This window comes from Stenotrophomonas sp. YJH_SMC_105-26 (genome assembly GCF_059368915.1).
In genome coordinates this window covers 26,090-42,846 of sequence record NZ_JCAFSD010000007.1, presented here as the reverse complement: position 1 = coordinate 42,846, position 16,757 = coordinate 26,090, and the positions used below count along the sequence as shown (strand labels likewise).

The 16,757-nt window shown below is 66.6% G+C and carries 23 protein-coding genes; 17 read left to right on the top strand and 6 right to left on the bottom strand.

The annotated features are described in order from the left end of the window. Positions 1 to 9 precede the first annotated feature (9 nt). From AC5P7F_RS15905 to AC5P7F_RS15875, 7 genes are all read left to right on the top strand, one after another. Complete coding sequence (locus tag AC5P7F_RS15905; RefSeq protein ID WP_164076889.1) at positions 10 to 513, top strand: hypothetical protein; 504 nt, start codon at positions 10 to 12, stop codon at positions 511 to 513. Between the two features lie 102 nt (positions 514 to 615). Next, positions 616 to 1,557: an acyl-CoA dehydrogenase gene (locus AC5P7F_RS15900; protein ID WP_164076888.1), complete on the top strand. Its 942-nt coding sequence runs from the start codon at positions 616 to 618 to the stop codon at positions 1,555 to 1,557. Next, complete coding sequence (locus AC5P7F_RS15895; RefSeq protein WP_014647183.1) at positions 1,545 to 2,303, top strand: PIG-L deacetylase family protein; 759 nt, start codon at positions 1,545 to 1,547, stop codon at positions 2,301 to 2,303. The genes AC5P7F_RS15900 and AC5P7F_RS15895 overlap by 13 nt, the downstream gene beginning before the upstream one ends. Beyond that, positions 2,300 to 2,887, top strand: coding sequence for an SAM-dependent methyltransferase (locus AC5P7F_RS15890; protein ID WP_014647182.1), 588 nt, complete (start codon positions 2,300 to 2,302; stop codon positions 2,885 to 2,887). Before AC5P7F_RS15895 ends, AC5P7F_RS15890 begins: the two co-directional genes overlap by 4 nt. Beyond that, the gene (locus AC5P7F_RS15885; protein WP_164076887.1) at positions 2,884 to 3,609 is read left to right on the top strand and encodes a glycosyltransferase family 2 protein; all 726 of its coding nucleotides are present in this window, start codon (positions 2,884 to 2,886) and stop codon (positions 3,607 to 3,609) included. Before AC5P7F_RS15890 ends, AC5P7F_RS15885 begins: the two co-directional genes overlap by 4 nt. A gap of 83 nt (positions 3,610 to 3,692) precedes the next feature. Next, a complete protein-coding gene (locus tag AC5P7F_RS15880; protein WP_049439716.1) occupies positions 3,693 to 4,121 on the top strand; it encodes a BLUF domain-containing protein in 429 nt (142 codons plus the stop codon). A gap of 135 nt (positions 4,122 to 4,256) precedes the next feature. Continuing rightward, entirely contained in the window at positions 4,257 to 4,655 is a 399-nt protein-coding gene (locus tag AC5P7F_RS15875) for a BLUF domain-containing protein (RefSeq protein WP_032955963.1), read from the top strand. Between the two features lie 16 nt (positions 4,656 to 4,671). Here the strand turns inward: AC5P7F_RS15875 and AC5P7F_RS15870 are convergent, their stop codons facing one another. Next, positions 4,672 to 5,064: a response regulator gene (locus AC5P7F_RS15870; protein WP_014647178.1), complete on the bottom strand. Its 393-nt coding sequence runs from the start codon at positions 5,062 to 5,064 to the stop codon at positions 4,672 to 4,674. A gap of 207 nt (positions 5,065 to 5,271) precedes the next feature. Here AC5P7F_RS15870 and AC5P7F_RS15865 point away from each other — a divergent pair, with 207 nt between their 5' ends. The 3 genes from AC5P7F_RS15865 to AC5P7F_RS15855 all read left to right on the top strand — a co-directional run bounded on the left by AC5P7F_RS15865 (position 5,272) and on the right by AC5P7F_RS15855 (position 7,242). Then, a complete protein-coding gene (locus AC5P7F_RS15865; protein WP_100450505.1) occupies positions 5,272 to 5,616 on the top strand; it encodes a hypothetical protein in 345 nt (114 codons plus the stop codon). 159 nt (positions 5,617 to 5,775) lie between these two features. After that, on the top strand, positions 5,776 to 6,297 hold the full coding sequence (locus tag AC5P7F_RS15860) for a ferritin-like domain-containing protein (protein ID WP_046430683.1): 522 nt from the start codon (positions 5,776 to 5,778) through the stop codon (positions 6,295 to 6,297). Positions 6,298 to 6,333: 36 nt separating this feature from the next. After that, on the top strand, positions 6,334 to 7,242 hold the full coding sequence (locus tag AC5P7F_RS15855) for a manganese catalase family protein (RefSeq protein WP_046430681.1): 909 nt from the start codon (positions 6,334 to 6,336) through the stop codon (positions 7,240 to 7,242). Between the two features lie 100 nt (positions 7,243 to 7,342). On the opposite strand, the gene AC5P7F_RS15850 is transcribed toward AC5P7F_RS15855, so the two are convergent. Then, a complete protein-coding gene (locus AC5P7F_RS15850) occupies positions 7,343 to 7,666 on the bottom strand; it encodes a KGG domain-containing protein (RefSeq protein WP_046430680.1) in 324 nt (107 codons plus the stop codon). A 303-nt stretch (positions 7,667 to 7,969) separates the two neighbouring features. Between AC5P7F_RS15850 and AC5P7F_RS15845 the strand changes: the two genes are divergently transcribed. From AC5P7F_RS15845 to AC5P7F_RS15835, 3 genes are read left to right on the top strand one after another with little or no spacing between them, the layout of a single operon-like run. Further along, positions 7,970 to 8,437, top strand: a complete 468-nt coding sequence (locus AC5P7F_RS15845; RefSeq protein WP_014647173.1) for a BLUF domain-containing protein — start codon at positions 7,970 to 7,972, stop codon at positions 8,435 to 8,437. Then, the gene (locus tag AC5P7F_RS15840) at positions 8,434 to 9,201 is read left to right on the top strand and encodes a DUF72 domain-containing protein (RefSeq protein ID WP_164076886.1); all 768 of its coding nucleotides are present in this window, start codon (positions 8,434 to 8,436) and stop codon (positions 9,199 to 9,201) included. The genes AC5P7F_RS15845 and AC5P7F_RS15840 overlap by 4 nt, the downstream gene beginning before the upstream one ends. Next, positions 9,194 to 9,928, top strand: coding sequence for a DNA-formamidopyrimidine glycosylase family protein (locus AC5P7F_RS15835; protein WP_197641299.1), 735 nt, complete (start codon positions 9,194 to 9,196; stop codon positions 9,926 to 9,928). Before AC5P7F_RS15840 ends, AC5P7F_RS15835 begins: the two co-directional genes overlap by 8 nt. 39 nt (positions 9,929 to 9,967) lie before the next feature. Here the strand turns inward: AC5P7F_RS15835 and AC5P7F_RS15830 are convergent, their stop codons facing one another. After that, positions 9,968 to 10,465 (bottom strand): DUF892 family protein, encoded by a 498-nt coding sequence (locus AC5P7F_RS15830; RefSeq protein WP_164076885.1) that lies wholly within the window; start codon positions 10,463 to 10,465, stop codon positions 9,968 to 9,970. A gap of 247 nt (positions 10,466 to 10,712) precedes the next feature. Here AC5P7F_RS15830 and AC5P7F_RS15825 point away from each other — a divergent pair, with 247 nt between their 5' ends. The 3 genes from AC5P7F_RS15825 (at position 10,713) to AC5P7F_RS15815 (ending at position 14,040) form a co-directional block, all read left to right on the top strand. Then, the gene (locus AC5P7F_RS15825; RefSeq protein WP_014647169.1) at positions 10,713 to 10,889 is read left to right on the top strand and encodes a DUF3606 domain-containing protein; all 177 of its coding nucleotides are present in this window, start codon (positions 10,713 to 10,715) and stop codon (positions 10,887 to 10,889) included. 13 nt (positions 10,890 to 10,902) lie between these two features. Then, positions 10,903 to 13,452 carry a DNA ligase D gene (gene ligD, locus AC5P7F_RS15820; protein WP_164076884.1) on the top strand — a complete coding sequence of 850 codons (2,550 nt, stop codon included), beginning with the start codon at positions 10,903 to 10,905 and terminating at the stop codon, positions 13,450 to 13,452. Between the two features lie 138 nt (positions 13,453 to 13,590). Then, a complete protein-coding gene (locus AC5P7F_RS15815; RefSeq protein ID WP_049407346.1) occupies positions 13,591 to 14,040 on the top strand; it encodes a BLUF domain-containing protein in 450 nt (149 codons plus the stop codon). A gap of 9 nt (positions 14,041 to 14,049) precedes the next feature. Here the strand turns inward: AC5P7F_RS15815 and AC5P7F_RS15810 are convergent, their stop codons facing one another. After that, positions 14,050 to 14,280: a hypothetical protein gene (locus tag AC5P7F_RS15810; RefSeq protein ID WP_014647166.1), complete on the bottom strand. Its 231-nt coding sequence runs from the start codon at positions 14,278 to 14,280 to the stop codon at positions 14,050 to 14,052. Positions 14,281 to 14,505: 225 nt separating this feature from the next. Between AC5P7F_RS15810 and AC5P7F_RS15805 the strand changes: the two genes are divergently transcribed. Next, complete coding sequence (locus AC5P7F_RS15805; protein ID WP_197602786.1) at positions 14,506 to 15,999, top strand: FAD-dependent oxidoreductase; 1,494 nt, start codon at positions 14,506 to 14,508, stop codon at positions 15,997 to 15,999. Positions 16,000 to 16,020: 21 nt separating this feature from the next. On the opposite strand, the gene AC5P7F_RS15800 is transcribed toward AC5P7F_RS15805, so the two are convergent. Together AC5P7F_RS15800 and AC5P7F_RS15795 are read right to left on the bottom strand one after the other, a co-directional pair. Continuing rightward, complete coding sequence (locus AC5P7F_RS15800) at positions 16,021 to 16,443, bottom strand: low affinity iron permease family protein (RefSeq protein WP_014647164.1); 423 nt, start codon at positions 16,441 to 16,443, stop codon at positions 16,021 to 16,023. After that, on the bottom strand, positions 16,440 to 16,694 hold the full coding sequence (locus AC5P7F_RS15795) for a hypothetical protein (RefSeq protein WP_164076882.1): 255 nt from the start codon (positions 16,692 to 16,694) through the stop codon (positions 16,440 to 16,442). Before AC5P7F_RS15795 ends, AC5P7F_RS15800 begins: the two co-directional genes overlap by 4 nt. Positions 16,695 to 16,757: the final 63 nt, after the last annotated feature.

Below are 16,757 nucleotides of genomic sequence, written 5' to 3'. Positions count from 1 at the left end.
CATGCTGCCATGAGCGCGATTGCCGCCGGTGTCTACGCACTGTGGCTGGCTGCCGGCTGGCTGGACTTCCATTTTCACCGGCGGACCGACCTTCCACACACCTCTGCGATGCGCGAAAGCCTGTTGCATGGGGTGCAGTTGCTGCTGATCGGCAGCGGGGTGCTCGCATGGCTCCTGCTGGAAAACACGCTGTCGCTCGTCACGTTTCTGGCACTTCTGGTCCTCGCGCACGCAATCGCCGGCTACTTCGACACCGTCAGCGCGGACGGCAGGCGACGCATCAGCCCGGCAGAGCAGCATGCGCACAGCGTGCTCGATGCCGCGCCGTGGGTCCTGCTGGGCTGGGTGGGCTGGCAGGTCCACCCCCGGTGGTCGCTCGAAGTGAAGCCTGCAGCACCGGGCCTCTGGTGGCTGGTCCTGCTGCCGGCGCTGGGCGTGGTCGTGCTGCCATGGTTGTGGGAGCTGCGGCAGTGCCTGCGCGCACGGCGGCAGCGCCGGCAAGCGAGCGCGTGAGGATGATCGTGCAGAGAATTCATGCGCCGGCTACGCCTCCCAGACAGTGATGCGACCGCTTGCGGCCTACGTTCGACATGTCTCTTCATTTCAGGCCCCTTCATGCAGCATGTGACGTCGCCATCCCCGCTGGAGGGCCGCGCTCGCGAGGTAGTGGTCCAGCGGCCCGACCTGCCATTGCCCGGAAGCGGCCGCACGCTGCGGCGGTGGCAGGCGCTGGCGGCATGGGGGGCGGAAGACCTGTGCCTGGCCAAAGTGCTTGAGGCGCACTACGACGCCCAGGCGATCATCGCCGAACTGAACGCGCCCGAACTGGCTGAAGGCCAGCTACTGGCGGTCTGGGCCGCGGAAGGTCCAGCCAACACACTCCGCTTCGATGCCCACGGCCAGCTCCATGGTGACAAGCCCTGGTGTTCCGGCAGCGCGTGGGTGGATGCGGCATTGGTAACCGTCCGCAACGCGCAGGGCGTGTGGCTGTGCCAGGTCGCGGCGAAACACTGGCGCACGCTTGCAGATGAGCCCTGGCCGGCCGTTGGCATGGCCGGCGTTCCGTCCACCACGGTGCGATTCGACGGCGCACCGATGGCGCTTCTGGGAACGCGCGATGAGTACCTGCAGCGACCGGGTTTCTGGCACGGCGGTGCGGGCATCGCGGCAGTCTGGTTCGGCGCGGCGGCCGCCTTGGCCGAGCGCATGCGGCTAGCCTGCACCGAGGGGAATCGCGCGCGATTACTGGGTGAAGTGGACCTCGCCTTGGGCCCGGCGGCGGCGCTGCTTCGCGAAGTGGCGGCACGCATCGACGCCGCGCCGGAATCGGCGCATCGCGAAGAGGTCGTGCGCCTGCGCTGCGTGGTCGAGCGCGCGGCGACGCGTGTCCTGGATCTGGCGGGGCGCGCACTGGGCCCGGCGCCGATGTGCCTGGAGGATGCCCACGCCCGTCGCTGCGCGGACCTGACCGTGTTCCTTCGGCAGAACCACGCAGATCGCGATTGGGAATGGCTGGGCGGCCAGCGGGCGAGCCAGGAGGCGACATGGGCGCTGTAGCCAGGACACCCCTGCAGGGGGAAGGAACGCAGGAGCAGGCATGGCTGCGCTGCGATTGGCTGTGGCAGCGGCCGGCAACATCGGCCAATGCCCTGTGCGCCGGCCATGATCGCGTCGTGGTGGTCGCACCCCATCCAGACGACGAGATCCTCGGCTGTGGTGGACTGCTCCGTCACGCTGCGGAGCAGGGCATGGAGGTACGCGTCGTCGCCGTGACCGATGGCGAAGCGTGCTATCCGGACGAGCACTGGTGGACGCCAGAACGCCTGCGCTCGGCGCGACGCGCCGAGCTTGCCGCAGCGCTTGGCGAACTCGGTATCCGGCCTGGATCCGCGTTTCATCTCGGCATCGCCGACGGCGCGGTCAGTGCGCACGAACAGGGTCTGGAAGATTGGCTGCAGCAGCACCTCCAGCCGAGCGACCTGGTCCTGGCACCCTGGCGCTTTGATGGGCATCCCGATCATGAAGCCGCAGGGCGTGCTGCCTGCAGGGCGGTGCGGGCAGTGGGCTGCCGACGCCTGGAGTACCCGGTGTGGGGCTGGCACTGGCTTGACCCCGCCTGCGCACATATGGCGTGGGAGGTTCCCAGGCTGATCGACATTTCAGCAGTGGCTGCCGCAAAACGAAACGCCATCGCGCACTTCCGGACCCAGACCGGCGAGGTGCCGGAATTGAACAGCCCGCCGGTGCTGCCCGCACATGTACTGACCCGATTCTTCCGGAACTACGAGGTATTCCTGGCATGAGCGCGCAACCATACTTCGATGAACTGCATGAGCAGGAGGATCCCTTCGGCTATCGCAGCCGGTGGTATGAAGAACGCAAGCGTGCGCTGCTGCTGGCCAGCCTGAGCCAGCGCCAGTTCACTCGGGGCTGGGAGCTGGGATGCTCCAACGGCGTGCTGACCGAGGCCTTGGCCGCCCGCTGCGAGCGCCTGCTGGCCACCGACATCAGCCCACGCGCAGCGTTCCGGGCCCGCCGCAATCTGGCCCACCTGCCGCATGTGCAGGTCCATTGCGCCAGCCATCCCGAGCAATGGCCGCCGGGCCGCTTCGACCTGATCGTCTGCGGGGAAATGGGCTACTACTTGGGTGCAGCAGCGCTGCACGAGCTGCGCGCCGGCATCGATTCGGCCCTTCGCGACGACGGACTGCTGGTCGCCTGCCATTGGTTGCCTTCGTTCCATGGGCGCGCAAGTCGCACCGACGTCGTGCATCGGTGCCTTGGCCAAGGCCTGCACGAAGCCTTCCACTATCGTGATGCGGACTTCGTGCTGCAGGGCTGGACGCGCAGCGCACTATCGCTGGCCCGCAACGAGGACCTGCGATGATCGGCATCCTGGTTCCGGCCCATGACGAGGCAGCCAGCGTGGAGCGCTGCCTGCAATCGATCCGAAGGGCAGCCCTGCATCCCGAGCTGCACGGCGAAGCAGTGCAGGTGGTGGTTGCACTGGACAGCTGCTCGGATGCCACCGCGTCCATCTGCCAGCAGCAGCGGGTCGATACGGTGCGCCTGGAAGCACGCTGCGTCGGCGTTGCCAGGGCAGCGGCCGCCGCTGAGCTGCTCGGACGCGGTGCGAGATGGCTGGCGAGCACCGATGCCGACAGCGAGGTACCTCCCGAATGGCTGGTTGCCCAGCTTGAGGGCCGGTGCGACGCCTTCTGCGGACTGGTGGACATAGCAACCACCTCCAGGACGGAGAAGCGCCTGCGACGCGCGTTCCAGAAACGGCAGCAGTGGGGCGACGATCATGGGCGCATCCACGGTGCCAATTTCGGCGTCTCCGCCCAGGCCTATCTGGCGGCAGGGGGATTTGCTCCCCTGCGCTGTGGAGAGGATGTTGCACTGGTGAGGAGGCTGCAATGCCTCGGCGCTGACGTAAGGTGGGCCGGCGCTCCCATCGTCATGACCAGTGCCCGCCTGGTGGGACGCGCGACCGGAGGGTTCTCGGCCTACCTGGCCGGAATGGAGGGTGCGCGCCCCGCCACGGCGGCAGATCGGCGGATGGCGGTACCTGGAAGCGCCTCGGAAACCACGCTGAATTGGGCATGATGTGATGTTTTCCCGGCTGGCGTTTACGGTTTCGCCACGATGCCCGTCCTAGAGTGAAGCGCTGGAAGAGCAGGAGTGGCACCATGCCGAATCGAGCCATCGCCTACGTCAGCGAGGCCGTCAGTGGATTCTCGCCGGAACGTCTGAAAGCGCTGATGGACGATGCCGCGCGCTTCAATCGGGGCGCAGGGGTGACCGGGGTGCTGCTGTTCGACGGCGAACGCTTCCTGCAGTACATGGAGGGCCCTGCCGATGGACTGGATGTGGCCTTCTCCCGTGTCACCGGCGCCAGCAGTCACATCCACCTGATCGAACTTGCGCGGGGGCGTGTCGGCCAGCGGCGGCTGCCGTTCTGGCCCATGCGTTGCCTGTCCGTCACTGCAGATGAGCTGCGCGAGATCGCCTGTGCCGACTGGACCAGCTTCATCCAGCGGGCAGCGACCGGACAGGCCGATGCCACGGCGATGGACAAGCTGCTGCTGATTGTCGAGCCCTACGCAAAGGCCGCCTGAGCCGGAAACCTGTTACTGCAGTGTGCCGCAGGGGAGAGGATGGAGCGAGGCAGGTTGTGAACCGCCTCATTTGGCTCTACGGCAAGGGCAGCATCATGGAAGGGCAGGACACTTCCTGCGTCAGAAGGAATCAACGTGCCCCTCCGCGCAATCGCTTACGCAAGTGAGGCGATACCGGGGCTTTCCATGGACCCTGTGGACGACCTCGCCAGGGCCGCTGCCCGCTTCAACTTCGAAGCAGGCGTGACGGGTGTGCTTCTTTACGATGGGCACCGCTTCCTCCAGTACATCGAGGGACCGGAAGACAGCATCAACGTGGTGTACAGCCGTATCCTCGGTGCCCGCAGCCATTGCGAACTGCTTGAGCTGGGCCGGGGCAGGGTGTCCGGCCGGTTCTTTCCCTATTGGTCGATGCGGCTGCTCTGGACCGACCCTGCCGACATCCGCAGCGTCGCTCGTGGCAACTGGAGCGGGCTCTCCCGCGGTGGTGCGCTGCGCCAGCTGGGGCAGGTGGTAGCCCCACACCTGGCGTAATCCCGGCGTCTGCCGCTCAATGCGTGGCAGGGGGCGCGCAGGCGTCTCCCACGACCTGCTGGACGGCTTCCTGCAACTGGTCGATGTGGAACGGCTTGGCCACGAAGGTTGCGCGGCGGTGGCGCAGCGGCACCAGCTGGTCATAGACCGCAGAGACGAACAGGTAGGGAATGCCGAGTTCCGCCAGTCGATCGGCCACCGGGAACACCACGCCATCGCGGAGCTCCACATCCAGAACCGCGCCATCGAAACGTTGCGTATCCAGCAGCCCCAGCGCATCGAACACGCTGTAGGCGTGGGTCACCCGGCCGCCGCCGTCTTCCAGCGCCTGTTCCATCAGTGCAGCCAGGTCGAGCTGGTCTTCAACCAGCAGCAGGTTGCACCTGCGCTGGTCCATTTCCGATTGCATGCGCGCATGCCTGTGTTGCCTTGGGAACTGCAGTGTGTGCTGTATTGCATCAACGGCGCGCGTGGGCCGTGTCAGCCCAGCGCGAAGCCGCCCCGCGCAGGTGCTCCATGCCGTCGATGCGGCGTGGAAGGCGGTGCGCCTTTTTTGACGGCGCGTTGGCGGCGGCCATGGATACTGCCGCCGTCCCCCAGCACTGGAGCCATGACCATGCCTCGATCCGCCACCGACCCCACCGCCCCCTGCGCATTGCGCGTGGAGTGCATGTCCCTGGATTGCGGCGGCGCTGCGATCGTCGTGGAGCTGGATCGCACCCCCGAACGGGCATGGATGAAGTCGCTCAAGCGCGCCCTGCAGGAGGATGACGTGCTGGAGGGTGCCCAGGCCAAGTTCGATGGCCGCTTTGTCTATGTCGTGGGCGTGGAAGGGGGCGCGCACCGTGCGCAGCACCGGGTGATCCAGGCGTTGAAGGCGTCCGCAGGCGCGCGCGCACCCGCAGCAAGCCCCCGTCGCGACGCCGGCAGCGCTGTAGTGTCCGGCGCGATGCCCGCCTGAGTTCGCGGCAGGCGTTGCCACGCAACAGCGGATGTTATGACCGCATCAGCGCCAGGTGCAGCGCGCACGCCCGCCGGCTCACGCCGGCCGACGGGGCAGTGATTGCTGCCTCGCCACCATGGTCTCCGGAGGCATGTCGCCCCACTACCGGAGACCATGATGGCAGACCAGAACACCGTCCGCAGCGAGCGCCTGCTGAAATGGCTGCAGGATGCCTACGCCATGGAGCAGGAGGCGGAGACCATGATGAAGGCCATGGCTTCGCGCATCCAGAACTATCCCCATCTTGCCGCACGCATCGGCCAGCACGTACTGGAGACGCAGCAGCAGGCCGCCTCCCTGCGCGAGTGCATTGAAGCGCTCGGCGGAAGCGTGCCCACCGCCAAGGGGCTGTTCGCGAGCATGACCGCAGCGATCCACGCTGCCGGCAACACCCTGATGGAGGACGAGGTCGTCAAGAGCATCGGCATCTCCTTTGGCTTCGAGAACACCGAGATCGCCACCTACCGGGCGCTGGTGATCGCGGCCGAGCGGGCCGCTGCGCCGGATATCGCGGCCGTGTGCGGCCAGATCCTGCAGGAAGAGATCGCCATGGCGCGCTGGCTGGAAGAGCACCAGGACAGCCTGGTCGGCGCCTTCCTCAACCGTGACGAAACGCCTGGCGCCCAAGCCAAGCGTTGATCCCGGTCCCGCCTGCCATACACAGGAGACAGTCCCATGTTCTTCCACCACAGGAAGCTGATGTACACCGTGCGCGTGCGCGAATCCAACCCGCAGCTTGCCAGCCTCATGCTGGAACAGTTTGGCGGCCCCCAAGGCGAACTGGCGGCTGCAATGCGTTACTTCACCCAGGGACTCGGTGAATGCGATCCGGGCCGCAAGGACCTGCTGATGGACATTGCCACCGAAGAGATCAGCCACCTGGAGATCATCGGCACCATCATCGCCATGCTCAACCGCGGCCCGAAGGCCATCCAGTCCGAGGGTCTTGCCGAAGCCGAGGACATGCGGCTGCTGGGCCAGAACAGCACCAGCCATACCGAACAGATCCTGTATGGGGGCGGCCCGGCGCTGGTCAATTCCAGCGGGGTGCCGTGGACGGCGGCCTACGTCGATTCGATCGGGGAGCCCACCGCCGACCTGCGCTCGAACATCGCCGCCGAAGCCCGCGCCAAGCTGGTCTACGAACGACTGATCACGGTGACCGATGATCCAGGCATCAAGGACGCACTGCGCTTCCTGATGACGCGCGAAATCGCCCACCAGAAGTCCTTCGAAAAGGCATTGCACAGCATCCAGCCCAACTTCCCACCGGGCAAGCAGCCGGGTGACCCCGCCTTTACCGACCTGTACATGGACATGTCGCAGGGCGACGGCGCCGATGACCTGCTGGGCAGCTGGAACAGCGGCGAGCTGTGGGAGCGGGTCAGCGACCGCGAGGCCCAGGCCGCTGTGGACGGCGGTGACGGCAGCGCCACGGTGGGCCTGGACCCACGCGAGCAGGCGGCGGTGCAGGCCATGACCCTGCGAACGCTTTCCGATCCCGAAGCACGGCCGACAACCGGTGCCGAACTGGGCGCCGGGCCGGGCGCCGGTGCGCTCGACCTGCCGCCACGGGAGCCTTGACGCGGGACAGGCCGGGGCGGGCCTCCGCCCCACGTTTCGCGTGAAAAAAAGTGGGCGGACACGCTGTCCGCCCACATGGGGTGCAACCGGTCAGTCTCGATCAACGCTGCTGGCCACCGCGGTTGTTGTTGCCGCCACGTTCCTGCTGTTGCTGCCGACCGCCCTGGTTGCCACCCTGGTTGCCGCCGCCATGGCTGTTCTGGCCGCCTTCGCGGCCGATGTCGGCCATGTGCTGGCGATCCTGGCTCACCGCTTCGCCGCCCTTGCGACCGGCTTCGCGCGCTTCTTCAGAGCTGAATTCATGGGCGTTGCCCGACTCATGCGCGGCGCGGCCGCCCTTGGCGGCGATCTCGCGCTGCTTGTCTTCGTCCATCGAAGCGAAGCCGCGGTTGCTGCTGCCCTGGTTCTGGTTCTGGTTGGCCATGGAAAGTCTCCTTGGAGTGAGCCGCCCGATTGGCGGCAGCGACCATCTTCCAGATCCGCCGCTAGACGGCGGTGGCACCACCGCCAACGTGATGTCATGCGCAGGCACGCGCTTCCTCATGCATTCTCCACGAAAGCAAATCCATCGGCGGGGGACACGGCATGCCGGTCGTGGTGCTCGAGCCGGGTGTCAACGCAGCGCGGCGTTGGCACGTACAGGTTCAACGCCGCCTCCACGCCGGTGTCACCGCGCGTTTGATCCGCACCGCTAAGGTAGAGCCATCTGCAACAACCCGGTGCTGTCATGCCTCTTCGTGCCATTGCATATGTAAGTGAAGCCACCCGAAACCTGACTGCAGAACGGCTGCAGCAGCTTGTCGCGGACGCGATGCTGTTCAACGAGTCGGTTGATGTGACCGGCGTCCTCCTGTTCGACGGCACGCGCTTCCTGCAATATCTCGAAGGCCCGGAGTCCGGTGTCAGCGCGGCGTACACCCGCATCCTGGCGGCCGGCAGCCACAACGGTCTGGTCGAACTCAACCGGGGCAGGGTGGGGCGGCGGCAGTTCCCGCACTGGCGCATGCACAGCGTGCGCGTGGATGAGCTGGCGCTGGGAAAGATCGCGATCTCCGACTGGACCGGCTTCGTGCGCAGCGCCTCCGCGCTCGCTCCTGGCACCAGTGCGCTTGATCGACTGCAATCGGTGGCGCAGGCGCCGCCAGGCGCCGGCGATGGCCGGTTGCTGGAGCCGGACGGACCGGTAGCACGATGAGCGCATGCGCCGCCCCGGGCACGCCAGGACATGTACGGATCGGCTGCGCAGGCTGGTCGCTGTCGCGCGCGGCGCAGGCGGCGTTCGGCGCAGGCGACAGCGTACTGCAGCGCTATGCCACCCGCCTGCCGATGGTCGAGATCAATTCCTCGTTCTACCGCCCCCACCAGGCGGCGACCTACGCCCGGTGGGCGGCGAGCGTGCCCGCGGGTTTCCGCTTCGCGGTGAAACTGCCGCGCGTGATCAGCCATGAACGCCGGCTGCGCGACGCGATGCAGCCGCTGGCGCTGTTCCTTGATGGCGTGATCGCGCTGGGGGACAGGCTGGGGCCGCTGCTGCTCCAGCTGCCGCCCAGCCTGGCGTATGAGCCGGCAACCGTAAAGGCATTCCTGCACGGACTGCGCGCACGCACCTCGGTTGATGTCGCCTGCGAACCGCGCCACCCCAGTTGGTTCACTGCAGACGTCGATACGCTGCTGAGCGACCATGGCATCGCACGGGTCGCGGCTGACCCGGCCCGGGTACCGGCAGCAGCTGTCCCGGGCGGTGACCGCACGTGGAGCTACTGGCGCTGGCACGGGCAGCCGCAGATCTATCGCAGCCCCTACAGCGAACAGGCGCTGGCGGGGCTGGCCCAGCACCTGCAGCGTGAAGCCGCTGCGCAGCGCCGCGCCTGGTGCGTACTGGACAACACCGCGCTGGGCCACGCGACCGGCAACGCCCTGCACCTGCAGGCACTGCTGCAGGAGGACGCGCATGCCTGAGGGCCCGTCCATTGTCCTGCTGCGCGAAGCCGCCAGCCGCTTCAAGGGTCACGTCGTGCGCGGCGTCTCCGGCAACAGCCGCATCGACCTGTCACCGCTGCAGGGACGCAGGGTCAAGGCGGTTCGCAGCTGGGGCAAGCACTTCCTGCTGGAGTTCAGCCACCACACGCTGCGCATCCATCTGATGATGTTCGGCAGCTGGCGCATCGACGAACGGAAGCCAGCTCCTGCACGGGTGTCGCTGGCATTCGACAACGGGGAACTGAATTTCTACGCGTGTTCCGTCCGACTGATCGACCAGCCGTTGGACGACGTCTACGACTGGCGGGCGGACGTGATGAACGACGCCTGGGATCCAAAACTGGCCCGGCGCAAGCTGAGGGCACTGCCGGACACCCTGGTCTGTGATGCGCTTCTGGACCAGACGATCTTCGCGGGCGTCGGCAATATCATCAAGAATGAGGTGCTGTTCCGCATCCGCGTGCATCCGGCCACGCGACTGGGCGACCTGCCACCGCGCAAGCTCACCGCCCTGATCAACCAGGCCCGTGCCTACAGCTTCGACTTCCTGGAATGGAAACGGCGCTTCGAATTGAAGAAGCACTGGCAGGTGCATACGCGAAAGGTGTGCCCGCTCTGCGGTGGCCCCATCAGCAAGCTGTACATGGGTACGACGCGGCGACGCACGTTCTTCTGCCCAAACGATCAGGTGCTCTACCCACCCTGAGGCCGCCTTCCATGGCGGCCGAGGGGCATGCGATTCGACTCAGGCGGCCTGCGCGGCCTTGGCATTGCCGCCGCCCTTGGCCAGCAGGGTCAGCTTCTCATCGGTTGCCTTTTCTTCCTCCAGCGTCTCCAGCAGCAACGGCAGGGCATCCTTGTAGCCCAGCTGCTTGGCCAGCGCGGCGATGGTGCCGTAGGAGGCAATTTCGTAATGCTCGACCTTCTGCGCGCCACCGATCAGGGCAGCGTCGCGCACCGGCCCCTTGTCGATGCTGTCGATCACCTCCTTGCTTTCCTCGACCAGGCCTTCCATCGCCGCGCACTTGATGCGCTTCAGGCGGATGCCGAGCACCTCGACCACCTGGTCGATGCGTTCGATCTGCCCCTGGGTTTCTTCCAGGTGCGTTTCGAACGCTGCGGCCAGATCCGGATTCTCGGCCGCACGGGCCAGGCGCGGAAGCGCCTTGGTCAGCTGCTTCTCGGCGCTGTAGATGTCCGAGAGCTCGTGGATGAACAGATCTTCCGCCGTCTTGATAGCCATGCTGGGCTCCGCTGTGAATGGAGTGCTCAGAGTAGGTCCCGTCCGGTTGCGATCAGGCGGGGAAGGAGTGAAGGTGGCATGTGAATTCCCACGCGGACCCTGCGCGCTGCCTTCACGAAGCAGCGTCTTTCGCGCATCGGCAGGACGCCGTGCCGGCGGCCTTCGCCATGGCTTCACAGTGGCATCGCTCCGTGCCCATGGAATGGCCGGTACGGTCAGTTCACCCCCGATCACGCTGGAGACTCCCATGAGCGATGACAAGAACAACGCCGGCAGCCCGGACCGGGACCGCATCAACGTCAATGAGGATTACGAACTGCGGTACTGGACCACGACGCTGGGCGTGTCCGCCGACGAACTTCGCGCGGCCGTCGCGGCAGTCGGGCCCACGGCGGTTGCTGTCCGGAAGCACCTGGGCAAATAGCGCGGAGCTGGCCATGTCCCTGGTCGAGTATCGCCGCAAGCGTCGTTTTGACCAGACCAAGGAGCCCGAGCCGGGCAAGGCGCTGCCGAAAGGCCAGCGCGCCATTTTCGTGGTGCAGCTGCATCATGCCAGCCGCAGGCACTATGACTTCCGCCTGCAGGTTGGCGATGCGCTGAAGAGCTGGGCCGTGCCCAAAGGCCCCAGTTACGACCCGAAGGTCAAGCGCATGGCGGTGGAAGTGGAAGACCACCCGGTGGACTACGCGGCGTTCGAGGGTGATATTCCCAAGGGCCAGTACGGCGGCGGCCATGTCGCCCAGTTTGACCACGGTGTATGGGCCACGCAGGGCGATCCGGAAGCCCAGCTCGCCAAGGGCCATCTGCGCTTCGAGCTGTTCGGTACCAAGTTGAAAGGCGGCTGGCATCTGGTCCGGTCGGGAAAGCCCGCGCGCCAGCCACAGTGGCTGCTGTTCAAGGACGACGACGAATTTGCCAGCGATATCGAGGCAGACGATCTGCTGGGGGACGTCGCTGAAGCGCCACCGGAGGATCTGAAGCGAGCCGGCGCTGGCAAGGCCGCGAAGAAGCGGCTGACGGCGGTACCTGCCAGACGCGCCCGGCGAAAGAACTGGGCGAAGAAGGCCCTGACGCTCAGCAAGGCGAAAAGGGCGGCAGCGCCGTCCGGGCCGTTTGAGCCGCAGTTGGCCAAGCTGGGCGAAGCGCCGCCCCAGGGCGGGCAGTGGGTGCATGAGATCAAATGGGACGGGTACCGCATCCTTGCTACGGTGGTTGAGGGCAACGTGCAGCTGTGGTCACGGAACGCGCTGGAATGGACCGCCAAACTTCCCGAAATACGTGATGCGATCGCGGCCCTGGGCCTGACTTCGGCGGCACTGGACGGCGAGCTGATCGCCGGCGCCGGCACCAAGGAAGACTTCAACCTGCTGCAGGCCACGCTTTCCGGCGAGAAGCAAGGCGTCCTGACGTATGCGCTGTTCGATCTGCTGCATCTTGATGGCGTGGATGTCGCCGATGCGCCCCTGCTGGAGCGCAAGGCCCTGCTGCAATCGGTGCTGGAGGGGCAGGGCAGCCCATTGGCATTCAGTTCGCATGTACAGGGGGATGGCGACCAGGCCTACCGACTGGCCGGTGAGCGGCACTTCGAAGGCATCATCTCCAAGCGCGCCGATCGCAGCTACCACAGCGGCCGCAGCGAGGACTGGCGCAAGACGAAGCAGCTGGCCAGCGACGAGTTCGCGGTGGTGGGCTACACCGCACCCAAAGGCAGCCGCACCGGCTTTGGTTCGCTGCTGCTGGCCCGGCCAGACGCAACGCATGGCTGGCTCTACGCAGGGCGCGTCGGGTCCGGGTTCTCGGATGAACTGATTGGCGACATCAGCAAGCGCATCAAGGGCGGCGGCGGCCGCAAGCCAACCGCGTACGTGCCCACGCAGGACACCGATCTGCGCGCTGCGACCTGGTTCGAACCGCGTTTCGTGGTGGAGGTCTTCTACCGCGGAATCGGTGGGCAGCAACTGTTGCGCCAGGCGTCGCTGAAGGCGGTGCGGGCGGACAAGGATATCGCCGACCTCGCCGATTCCGATCGCGCCGGAGCGGCCCCGGCCGCAGCGCGGTCGCAAGCGCCCGCGCTGCGTGGGCGCCGGGTGGAAAGGGCGCCGGCAACGGATCGCGCGCCCCCCGTGCTGTCGTCCCCAGGCAAGATCCTGTTTCCCGGCGACGGCTACACCAAGCAGGACGTGTGGGATTACTACGCAGCAGTGATGGAGCACCTCCTGCCCGAGGTGGTGGATCGTCCGCTGTCGATCATCCGCTGCCCCAGTGGCACCGCAAAGCCCTGCTTCTTCCAGAAACACCACACGGCCGGGCTGGCGCTGGTCGATCCGGTAAGGCTGAAGGAGGAAAGCGGCATCAACGCCCATTACCTGGTGGTGCGGGACGCAGCCAGCCTGCTGGAACTGGTGCAGTTCAACGCGTTGGAGTTCCACCCTTGGGGCAGCCACGCCGAGGCGCCCGACAGGGCCGACCGGGTGGTGTTCGATCTGGATCCCGGACCGGATGTGCCCTTTGCCGACGTCAAGAAAGCGGCAACCGACATCCGGAAACTGCTGGCGCAGCTGGAACTGGAATCGTTCCTGCGAGTCTCCGGCGGCAAGGGCCTGCACGTGGTCGTGCCGCTCAACCCAGGGTGCGATTGGGACCTGACCAAGCGTTTTGCGAAGGGTTTCGCCGATGCATTGGCACAGTCCGAACCGCAGCGGTTCCTGGCAACCGCCACCAAGAGCCTGCGCAACAAGCGGATCTTCGTCGACTATCTGCGCAATGGGCGCGGTGCAACGGCGGTCGCGTCCTATTCGTTGCGCGCCCGGCCGGGCGCACCGGTGGCACTGCCGATCGCCTGGGGTGATCTGGCGAAACTCAAGCGCGCCGACGCCTTCACGATCAAGGACGTGCCCGCAAAGCTCAGACGTCGCCGCAAGGACCCTTGGGCCGGCATCGCGGAAGTGAAGCAGAATCTCGCCCGATGGGCCCGGGCAGACCCGTAGGCCAGGCCCGTGCTGCGTACCGTCTGTCAGCCCGAACCCAACTGATTCGCAGAATACACAGGGCCGGAACATATCGTCGGCGCGGTTGGCCTATGCTTGCGGTACGGAATCTGGGGGGATTCGCTACAGGAGCAGCCAATGCCGATCAGGGCAGTCGCATACATAAGTGAGGCGGGTCCGGCCGTTGCGGGTGACCCGTTGGGCCTGCGCAGCGGGAAGCTGGACGACCTGGTCGATGATGCCGCGCGCTTCAACCGGAATGCCGGCGTTACCGGCGTACTGCTGTTCGATGGCGCCCGCTTCCTGCAGTACATGGAAGGACCCGAAGATGGCTTGAATGTGGCGTACTCGCGGGTACTCGGTGCTACAAGCCACACGGGACTGATCGAACTGCAGCGCGGCAGGGTAGGCAACCGGCGTCTCCCGTTCTGGCCGATGCGCTGGCTGCCGACGCAACCCGAGCAGTTGAAGAGTCTTGCCCGCGCGGACTGGTCAGGGTTCGCCCAGCGGACCGGTGACGATGCGCCAACCGAGACGGCCATGGATGTCTTGGCCAGGTTGGTGGAACCCTATGCCGTCGCGGCGTGATCGATCGGCCTAGCGGCCCCCATAGCGCGCCGCCCAGGGGATCTCGCCGCTGCACGAATCGAGGTGCCCGGTGCGCATCACGCAGTACAGGCGGGCATCCGGGTCCGCACTGGCAGCGATGTAGTCCAGCGCCTCGGCGAGCATGCGGATGAACTGCGGCTCGGGATAGAACGCCGCCCAGGTGGGCAGCATTTCCTCCAGTTGCGCGATCATCAGGTCGATTTCCAGATGCGTGCTCACTGCCTGGCCCTCCATGCAGCCACGTTAGCAACCACGCTGCAAGCAGAGGGTCGCGGTTCGCACAGGCGACGCTGGCATCGTGTCCATGCGGCACTCACCCCGTCTTGATCCTTACCGCGGCAGTGCCACGCACGTGAGCATTTCCTGCACGGGCACGCCACCGTCGTTTCACCCGGCAGGGCGTATCAGGGAAGGCTCTCCGATGAACCTGCAAGGATCCTTTTCATGGCCGACCCGTCCCCGCGCGCCAGCTTATGGTCAGCTGATTCCGATCCGCACGGCTTCCGCCCGCTCGCCGGGACCACGCGCGCGGACGTGCTCGTGGTCGGTGCAGGCATGACCGGCCTGTTGACCGCCGCCCGCTTGGCCGACAGCGGCCTGGATGTGGTGGTGGTGGATGCCGGCCCCATCGGCGGGCGCAACACGGTGATGTCAACCGGCAATCTTTACGCTCCCGTGTCCCGGATGGCAGACCTGATCGCGCGTTGGGGCGGTGACACGGCACGTCGTGTCGTGCAGTGGCGGCAACACGCGCTGCGTTCCATCGAAACACTGGTCCACCGCTACGATCTGCACTGCGGCTTCGAGCGCGTGGCCATGCAGTACGGCGTGCAGGAACGTTCGCGCGAGGCCACGGCGCAGTTCGAACGCGAGCTTCAGGCCTACCAACGCGTTGGCCTGCATTGCGAGCACCGCCAATCCGGGCTGCCGTTCACCTTGGGCAACGCTTTCCGCGTTCCCGACCAGGCGCAGTTGCATCCGGCGGCGTTCTGCAGGGAACTGGCCCGTCATCTGGTGGGCCGCGTGCGCATCCACGACTGGACCCGGATCACCCGCATCGAGGCTTCAGCCGGAGTGGCGACGGCCCCTGGTGCCCGCATTCATGCCAGGCACTTTGTGCTGGCCACCCACTCGCCAGCAGGATTCAACCTGGTGCAGGCCGAAATGGAGGTGTACCGCGAATACGGCGTAGCGGTACCGGTGGCCAATCCGCCAGCGGCAGGCATTCACTGGATCGCCGACCGGCACCGCTCGCTGCGCGGGGTGCATGGCGCTGATGGCCGCGACTGGCTGGTGCTGGTCGGGGAGACACATCGCACTGGCGAAACCCCGGCGATGGATCCGGCCCAGCATCTGGTCGCCGACGCGCGTCGCAACTTCAGCGTGCAGGGCGAGCCGCTGTGCTGGTCCGCGCAGCAGTTCCGGGCCGCGGATCAGCTGCCCTACATCGGCAGCAGCGCGCACGACAATGTATGGGTCGCTACCGGCTATGGGCCGGACGGATTGACCTGGGCGGGCGTGGCCGCGCGCGCGATCACGGAGGGAATCACGGGAACGACCAGCGAGATCGAGCAGCTGCTCAGCCCCATGCGCTTTACTCCGCTGCGCTCGGCTGCAGGCTGGGCCCGCACCAACGCCACGGTTGCGCGGCACATGGTGGGCGATCGCCTTGGAACCGCGTCGTCGCGCGCTCCCAGCGAGCTGGGCCGCGGGTGCGGTGCGCTGCTGGACGTGGGCGGAGAGCGCACCGCGATCTACCGCGATGATGATGGCCAGCTGCACGCAATGTCGGCGCTGTGCCCGCACCTCAAGTGCGTCGTCCAATGGAATGGCCATGAACGCACATGGGACTGCCCGTGCCACGGCAGCCGCTTTTCCGCCACCGGGGCCCTGCTGGAGGGCCCCGCCAGGCAGGGCCTCACACCGGCGGCGCTGTAGGCCGCCGCCGCAGCGGTGACCTCAGGCTTCGGCGGTTGCATCCGCTTCGCAGGGCATGCAGCGCTCCTTCTTGGACTTGATGTCTGCAGCGGTCTTCGCCAGTGCCTCGTAGCGCTGGCGTATCTCTTCAAGATGGGCCGGCTCCATCGATTCCAGGTTCAGCAGCTCCTGGTTGGCGTCCTTGCTGACCCGGATCAGCTCGTCCAGCTTGATGTGCAGCGCAGCGGTGTCAGCGTTCTGGGTATGCTGGATCAGGAATACCATCAGGAACGTCACGATGGTGGTGCCCGTGTTGACCACCAGCTGCCAGGTGTCATTGAAGTGGAAGGCCGGCCCGCTGGCGGCCCAGGCGATGATCACCCCCAGTGCCGCGACGAACGCCCCAAGACTGCCGGACAACCGCGCCGTGGCCGCCGCGACGCGCGCAAAGCCGCGCCGGATCACTGCTCACCTCCGCCGGCCTCCTCATCCGTCCGGCGGTCTGGCAGTTTGACCCGCTCACCCAGACGCGCGGCCTGCTCGTCGGGCGTCGGGGCTGCGACGAAGGGCGAGATCGGGTCACTGGCCGGGAACGTCTCCTGCAACGCCTCGTCATGATTGCGATGGTTATGCAGCTTGGCCTGAAGCGGGCTGACCGGGTCGGTGCGCTGTGCTTCCGGGTCCGGGTGGGGCAGGTCTTTCTGATCGCGTTGCATGGTGAATCTCCAGGTTGGGTCCCACTGCCGTAGTGGCGGGCCCAGCATAGGAGCCGCACTGTG